The 7,663-nt window shown below is 60.6% G+C and carries 6 protein-coding genes; 4 read left to right on the top strand and 2 right to left on the bottom strand.

Features of this window, described 5'->3' with window-relative positions; all coding sequences use genetic code 11:
- Positions 1–1,709 (bottom strand): fatty acid--CoA ligase (locus AC3WQZ_RS34975; protein ID WP_492302100.1); only part of this gene is annotated, 1,709 nt, incomplete at its 3' end.
- 214 nt (positions 1,710–1,923) lie between these two features.
- Between AC3WQZ_RS34975 and AC3WQZ_RS34970 the strand changes: the two genes are divergently transcribed.
- From AC3WQZ_RS34970 to AC3WQZ_RS34955, 4 genes are all read left to right on the top strand, one after another.
- On the top strand, positions 1,924–2,712 hold the full coding sequence (locus AC3WQZ_RS34970; protein WP_492302099.1) for an SDR family NAD(P)-dependent oxidoreductase: 789 nt from the start codon (positions 1,924–1,926) through the stop codon (positions 2,710–2,712).
- A 40-nt stretch (positions 2,713–2,752) separates the two neighbouring features.
- Positions 2,753–3,808, top strand: coding sequence for a phosphotransferase family protein (locus AC3WQZ_RS34965; RefSeq protein WP_010809347.1), 1,056 nt, complete (start codon positions 2,753–2,755; stop codon positions 3,806–3,808).
- A 110-nt stretch (positions 3,809–3,918) separates the two neighbouring features.
- A complete protein-coding gene (locus AC3WQZ_RS34960) occupies positions 3,919–5,694 on the top strand; it encodes an acyl-CoA dehydrogenase (protein ID WP_492302098.1) in 1,776 nt (591 codons plus the stop codon).
- 578 nt (positions 5,695–6,272) lie between these two features.
- A complete protein-coding gene (locus tag AC3WQZ_RS34955; RefSeq protein ID WP_492302097.1) occupies positions 6,273–6,710 on the top strand; it encodes a hypothetical protein in 438 nt (145 codons plus the stop codon).
- 39 nt (positions 6,711–6,749) lie between these two features.
- On the opposite strand, the gene AC3WQZ_RS34950 is transcribed toward AC3WQZ_RS34955, so the two are convergent.
- Entirely contained in the window at positions 6,750–7,244 is a 495-nt protein-coding gene (locus tag AC3WQZ_RS34950) for a 3'-5' exoribonuclease (protein WP_011617160.1), read from the bottom strand.
- Positions 7,245–7,663 lie beyond the last annotated feature (419 nt).

Raw genomic sequence — 7,663 nt, 5'->3', positions numbered from 1 at the left:
GGGGAGGGGGGCGGGGCGGCCTGGTACTTGTCGCGGAGCAGGCGCTTGTTGATCTTGCCCACGCTGGTCTTTTCGATCGCCTCGACAAAGAGCACCCGTTCCGGCACCGCATACTTCGAGATCGCGCCACGGCGGACGAAATCGCGCAGATGCTCCTGGATCTCTTCTGCTCCGGCCGACTGTCCCGGCCGCAATACGATCAACGGCAGCGGGCGTTCGCCCCACCGCGCATCCTTGATGCCGATAACCGCCACTTCGCTCACCGCGGCGTGACGCGAAATCAGGTCTTCGAGCTCCAGTGACGACACCCACTCGCCACCGCTCTTGATCACATCCTTGATGCGGTCGGTGACCTGCAAATAGCCATCGCTGTCGATCGAGCCAATGTCGTTGGTATGGAGGTAGCCACCGGCCCACAGGTGCTCGGACTCCGCCGCATTGCCGAAATAGCCTTGCGTGAGCCATGGCGCGCGGACCACGATTTCGCCGCTGGCCTTGCCATCGTGCGCAATGTCGCGCATCTCGTCATCGACGATGCGCAGGTCGACCAGCGGAACCGGCAAGCCTGTCTTGGTGCGGACGTCGAGTTCGGTGGTGGCATTGCCAAGCAGCGAGGTCTTCACCTGCGCCAGTGTGAGGATGGGGCAGGTCTCCGACATGCCGTAGCCGGTGAACACGTCGATGCCGCGGTCGATGGCGGCCTGCGCCAGGCCGCGGGGCAGCGCCGACCCGCCCACGATAATCTTCATGCCGCTCAGATCGACCGCGGCCGAATCCGGGTGCGACAGGATCATGTTGAGCAGCGTAGGCACTCCGTGGGAGAAGGTGATGCGCTCGCTCTGCACCAGCTGAAGGAGTTGGTCCGCAGCATAGCGCCCCGGATAGACCTGTTTCATACCAAGCGCCGTTGCCACGAAGGGCATTCCCCACGCATGCACATGGAACATCGGCGTCAGCGGCATGTAGACATCGTCCCGATGCACGCGTCCCTGAGTTGGCGCGCTGGTCAGTGCCGCCATGGTCGCCAGCGTATGGAGAACAATCTGCCGATGGCTGAAATACACCCCCTTGGGCAAACCGGTGGTGCCGGTCGTATAGAAGGTAGTTGCCCGTGCGTTCTCGTCGAAGTCGGGAAAGGGATAGTCTGGTGGCGAAGCGGCCAACAGCGTTTCGTACTCGGCGACAAAGCCTTCGGCCAACGGCGCGCTCTCGAGAGAGAGCGTGTCGTCGCCGATCAGCACCAGGCACTCGACGGATTCCAGCTGGTCGCGGATTGCCGCTACGACCGGCAGGAAGTCGGCGTGGACCATCAGAAGCCTAACGCCAGCGTGGTTCAGTGTGTAGGCGATCTGTTCCGGCGACAGGCGCACATTTACCGTCATCAGCACCGCCCCCATCATGGGGATGCCGAAGTAGCTTTCGAGGTAGCGGTGGCTGTCCCAGTCCATGACTGCCACCGTATAGCCCGGTGCAATGCCGAGCGATTGCAGGCCGCTGGCCAGTTGGCCGATTCGGTGCCGCATGGTCCAGTAGCTGTGCCGCACCTGACCGCGGTAGACGATTTCCTGTTCCGGATTGACCGCCAGCGGCGCGTGCAGGAGCTGCTTGATCAGCAGCGGATAGGCATACGCCGACGGCGTGCGGTGGATTGGGGTAGGCCGTGTCACGGAGGAGCTCCTTGATCGTTGTGGCAGCGGCCTGGGCAGCATGCGTCATGACTTGCATGCAGCGCCAGGGACGCCGGATGCCTGCCAGCGTAAGCGCCGTGGCACGGCTTTCCAGCCCCCCAATAGGGGAGGCACCGGGCATCCTGAGGGTTGCCCCCGGGGGCATTGTGAGGTGCCTCCCCGTTCGGGTGGCTGGCTTCCCAGACGTGATGGCTTAACCTGCGCTCCGACAACCGCGTCGAAGGAGACTGCAAATATGGCTTCCCCACCTCGTCCACAACCTGTCTTTCCCGATCTGGAGGGCAAAGTGGCACTTGTGACCGGCGCATTCGGCGGGCTTGGCCGCCACTTCGCGCTGACCTTGGCAAACGCTGGATGCCGCGTAGTGCTTGCCGGCCGCCGACTCGCCGAAGGGGAGCGCTTGCTGGCAGAGATCCGGGCGATGGGCGCAGACGGATGTGTTGTGCAATTGGATGCGTGTGACCCCGATTCCGTATCCGGCGCGTTCTTCCAGGCCGAGCAGGCGCGGGGAACTGTGGACATCGTCGTCAACAGTGCTGGCATTGCAACCACCGGGCCCGCGCTAGAGACCAGCGAGCAGGATTGGGCGCGGGTCATCGATACCAACCTCACCGGCGCCTGGCGTGTGGCGCAGTACGCCGCGCAGCAGATGCGCGAAGCTGGCCGGCAGGGCAGCATCATCAATATCGCTTCCATTCTGGGTCTGCGGGTGGCGCAGCAGGTTCCCGCATACACGGCCGCGAAGGCCGGTTTGATCCACCTGACGCAATCGCTGGCACTGGAATGGGCGCGTCATGGCATCCGCGTCAACGCACTAGCGCCGGGGTACTTTGCTACGGAGATTAATCGCGCCTTCTTCGACACGGCCAGCGGGCAAGCGATGGTCCGGCGGATTCCTCAACGGCGCCTGGGACAGCCCTCCCAGCTTGATGGCGCCTTGCTGCTGCTGGCATCGGGGGCATCCGATTACATCACCGGCGCCGTATTGCCCGTCGACGGCGGGCATCTGGTCAGCTCGCTCTGATGCGTCACGCGATTTCCCACACCAGCCAAAGGACAGTCCAATGAACGATACGACTTACCGCAATTGGGACGCGCTGGCCCGGCTGCTCCACGCGCGCGGGCTGATCAACCAGGCATCGCTTACTGCCACCCGGCTTACCGGTGGCCAGTCCAATCCGACTTTCCTGGTCTCCTCCGGTGCACACCGCTACGTGCTGCGGATGAAGCCTGCCGGGCACATCCAGCCCAAGGCGCACGCCATCGACCGCGAGTTTCGCGTCATGAGCGCGCTCCAGGGCAGTAATGTGCCCGTCCCCGCCGTGTACTTGTACAGCGAAGACCTGTCCGTGGTTAGCAGCCCGTTCTACCTGATGGAGTACCTCGATGGCAGGGTAATGGTGGACCAATCGCTGCCGGGTATGCAAAGCGCCGAGCGGAGTGCCATCTACGCGGAGATGAATCGCGTGATGGCAGCGCTGCACCGCATCGATGTCCAGGCCGTAGGGCTTGCCGACTACAGTCCTGTCGGTAACTACCTGGCGCGTCAGATTGCCGGATGGACGCGCCAGAGCCGCGCCACTGGCGCGCTCGAAAGTTCCGCCATGCAAGCGCTGATGAGCTGGCTCCCAAGGAACATCCCCGCGGTCGAGGAGACGCGACTCGTCCATGGCGACTTCCGCCTTGACAATCTGGTCTTCCACCCGAGCGAGTCCAGGGTCATCGGGGTGCTGGACTGGGAGTTGTCCGCGCTGGGAGATCCGCTCGTCGATTTTGCCTATCATTGCCTGAGCTGGCACATCCCTTCATCGCTGTGGCGCGGTATCGCTGATCTCGACTTCGCAGGCCTCGGTATCCCGAGCGAACAGACATATTTGCAGTGGTATGCCGAAGCCAACGGCAGTGCGGGTCTCGAGCACTGGGACTTCTACATTGCCTACAACCTGTTCAGGTTGGCCGCCATTATGTTTGGTATTGCAGAGAGGGCACGGCAAGGCAACGCTGCCGCTGCGGATGCCGTCGAGACTGGCCGAAAGGCCGGACCGACAGCCGACCTGGGATGGCATTACGCGATGCGCTATGAGGCCATCCGCAATCGTAAGACGCATGCGCTGTCCTGATGAGGACATAGGTGACGCACTTCCTTGGCTATGTCTTGGTCATGCTCCAGGCAATAGCCCCCAGCCTTCTTGCACTTCGCTCAAATTCGCTCATTTAGGGACACTAGCCAATGACGTACCGTGCTCCTCTTAAAGAAATGTTTTTTGTCTTGGACACCTTAGCCGGTCTTGAGGCTATCAATAGACTGCCTGGATTTGAGGAGGCTTCACGGGAAACCGCATACTCTGTCCTGGAGGAGGCTGCCAAGTTTAGCGAGCAAGTAGTTGCACCACTAAACCGAGTCGGTGATCTGGAGCCAAGCCGGTGGCAGGAAGAGGAGGTGATCACGACGCCGGGGTTCAAACCGGCCTTCCAGCAATTCGCGCAAGGCGGATGGCAGGGAATTCAACATTCGCAACAGTTCGGTGGTCAAGGGCTGCCGAAGTTGATCGCGACTGCTTGTCACGAAATGCTGCACTCGGCGAACCTGTCATTCGCGCTTTGTCCTATGCTGACCGACGGCGCCATCGAGGCGCTGCTGACGGCAGGTTCCGACGCCCAGAAGGCCACCTTCCTGCCCAAGCTGATCTCGGGCGAGTGGACCGGCACCATGAACCTGACCGAGCCGCAGGCGGGCTCGGACCTGGCCGCGGTGCGCACCCGCGCCGAGCCGCAGGGCGACGGCACGTACAAGGTGTTCGGCACCAAGATCTTTATCACCTACGGCGAGCACGACATGGCGCAGAACATCGTGCATCTCGTGCTGGCCCGCACTCCTAACGCGCCTGAAGGCGTGAAGGGCATCTCGCTGTTCATCGTGCCCAAGTTCCTGGTCAATGACGATGGCAGCACCGGGGCGCGCAACGACGTGCATTGCGTCTCGATCGAACACAAGCTGGGCATCAAGGCCAGCCCCACGGCGGTGCTGCAGTTCGGCGACCATGGCGGCGCGATCGGCATGCTGGTCGGCGAAGAAAACCGCGGCCTCGAGTACATGTTCATCATGATGAACTCGGCACGCTTCTCGGTCGGCATGCAGGGCATCGCCGTATCCGAACGCGCCTACCAGCAGGCGGTGGCCTTTGCGCGCGAGCGCGTGCAGAGCCGCCCGGTCGATGGTTCGGCGCGCGAGGCGGTGACCATCATCCACCACCCTGACGTCAAGCGCATGCTGATGACCATGCGCGCGCTGACCGAAGGCGCGCGCGCCGTGGCCTACGTGGCCGCGGCCGCCAGCGACGCGGCGCACCAGCATCCCGACGAAGCCGTGCGCGGGCAGAGCCAGGCGTTCTACGAGTTCATGGTGCCGGTGGTGAAGGGCTGGAGCACCGAACTGTCGATCGATGTCACCAGCCTCGGCGTGCAGGTGCACGGCGGCATGGGCTTTATCGAGGAAACCGGCGCGGCGCAGCATTACCGCGACGCTCGCATCCTGCCGATCTACGAGGGCACTACGGCGATCCAGGCCAACGACCTGGTCGGCCGCAAGACCGTGCGCGACGGCGGCGCCGTCGCGCGCGCTATCTGTGCGCAGATTGTGGAAACCGAAGCCGCGCTGGGCCAACACGGCGGCGCTGCCTTCACCGCGGTGCAGGCGCAGCTGGCCAGGGGCCGCGCCGCGCTGGAAGCCGTGGTGGAATTTGTCGTTGCCAACGCCAAGGCTGATCCGAACGCGGTCTTTGCCGGCAGCGTGCCGTACCTGAAGCTGTGCGGCATCGTATTTTCCGGCTGGCAACTGGCCAGGGCGATGCTCGCTGCAGATGCAAAATCGGCCGAGGATCCGAACTTCTACGCCGCCAAGATCGCCACGGCGCTTTTCTTCGCGGAGCACGTCCTTTCGCAGTCTTCGGCTATGTGTGCCGCCGCGACGGCTGGAGATGTGGAGGTGACCTACTTTAGGGTTTAACGTGACGACCGACTGGTTCGCTCTGGCGAAATCTCAGCCCTTGATTGTGCCGTCAAATGAGCTTCTTATGGTCTTGATAGGCTGGGCAATTGAGGGACAGCCGTGGTGGTTATTGGTGCGCTCATACCTTGTGGATGACTGTTAGCTGTACAGATTCGGCCGTTGCATCGTAGAAAGCCACTGGCCGCTCATGGCCGGGAGGCGCCATTCGATCACGGATTTGGGCAGTCTCCATCCTCAAGCCTTCTTTGCACGTCTCAGTCTCCACCCAACTTTCGAACTGGGTAACGGCTGCGGAGTCAAAAGCTCGAGTCAGCAGGAATCGCAGTCCCTTTGACTCATGGTGGGAGCTAACGTGAGCCGGAGGATATCAATCCTAGCTCTATCAACATCTGTCTTAGTTCATTGCGTGAGAACCTTGATGCATCATAGAGCGCGTACACAAACGACTTTTCTGGGCAGTTGACCTTGTCGAAATAGCAGCCTTGCAAGATGAGGGAAAGCTAGAGTAGACAAGCGGCGTGCAGCGCCAACGAATATACACAGCGGAAAAGGGCACCCTTGGGGAGATAAAGCAAATGATTTCATACCAAGATGGGTGCATTCGAGTTGAGCGCCTAGTTCAGCTCATGAATTACCGGGGACTGCTGACCGCGGCTGGGTTATCGACTGAAGGGGACGGGGCGATCTATTACATCCACGAGATGCTGGAAGAGCTTCTGGAGGATTTTCGCTCGGGAATCTTTGCAACAGAGCCCAGTTCAGTCGTTGACACTACGGAACAGGTTTCCCAACTTATCGATAAAGTCCTTGGGCTAACGACGAGGTGGGTAACACTGATCATGGGCCCACTCGATCGCAGCTACCAGGTTTGCCCGAAGGATGGTGACGTAGGCTACACGCCGAACTTGGCGGAAGCCGCCGAATTTGAAAAGGAAGAGGAAGCCAACCAGGCGAGCCACGATCATTGCGATCCGGGCGTTGTGGTGATGCGCGACACTGCCGTCGGAACCTGAGGACCGAGCATTTGATCTTGATAGCGAGTTGGCCACTTTTTACAGCTTCGCGCGTCTCCGCGTATCGTTCCACGCCAGCCAACCAAAACGATGAGCATGCGCATCATGCCAAGCGTGGTGCCACGGTTGATGAGAATCATCGTGGTAGCGACACACGGCCTTGTGGAAAACGGTCGTGTCAATGAGCGGACGCAGATCAAATCGTCCGGAGATGTTTGCCGGGAGTGGATTTCCTACGATCTCACAAAGGATCTCCCAATCCCAGTCACTATCACAGGCAATGGTTAAGCTGCGGGGAAGGGTGTCGATCCACTGTCTGAGGTCATCTGTGAGTTTTGCACGATCGACGGCCGCATCCTGGAAACGCCCGAGCAGGGGTAGAACGTTGGCTCGTACAAAACGGCTGCAGTTATCGAGATCGAAATCCCGTAGTTCTCGGTAAAAAGCGTGCTGGCCATCCTCCGACACCATCCCGATGCTGATCAATTTTCGCTTAGTGAGATTGGTGAACTCGGTATCCAGGAATATCAGCATCGAAGGTCTAGACGGGCGAGGCATCTTCGAATCGGAGCCCACCGGACGTCTACAGGAATCATGCTTATAGGGATTCTCGCACGTTATACAAGTGCGTTGGAGGCAGAAAGGCATGCACGGAATGCAGAGGCGTCGACCTATTGCGCAATGATGTGCACGAGGTCTCAAAAGAAATCACAGAGTCACTTTCGGGGCTAAATCCGACGAATTCGTGCACACTTTTGCGTTGGAGCACTGACTGCACGCAGCGCTTGCTCCAGCCAGCGGCGCAACCTTCTTGATTTAACATAACACTTATTATGCGCGCATAGAGTGTAGCGGCTAAGCGGTAATGTCCGGTTCGGGGGTGCGGATGAATTCTTGGACTGAGTTAAGTTGCGATTCCAAGGTGGCGCCGGTATTCGACCGGACTCATGCCG

It is taken from the genome of Cupriavidus sp. FW305-26, assembly GCF_058787975.1.
The sequence above is the reverse complement of the archived record's forward strand: the minus strand, read 5'-3'. Positions and strand labels throughout refer to the sequence as shown.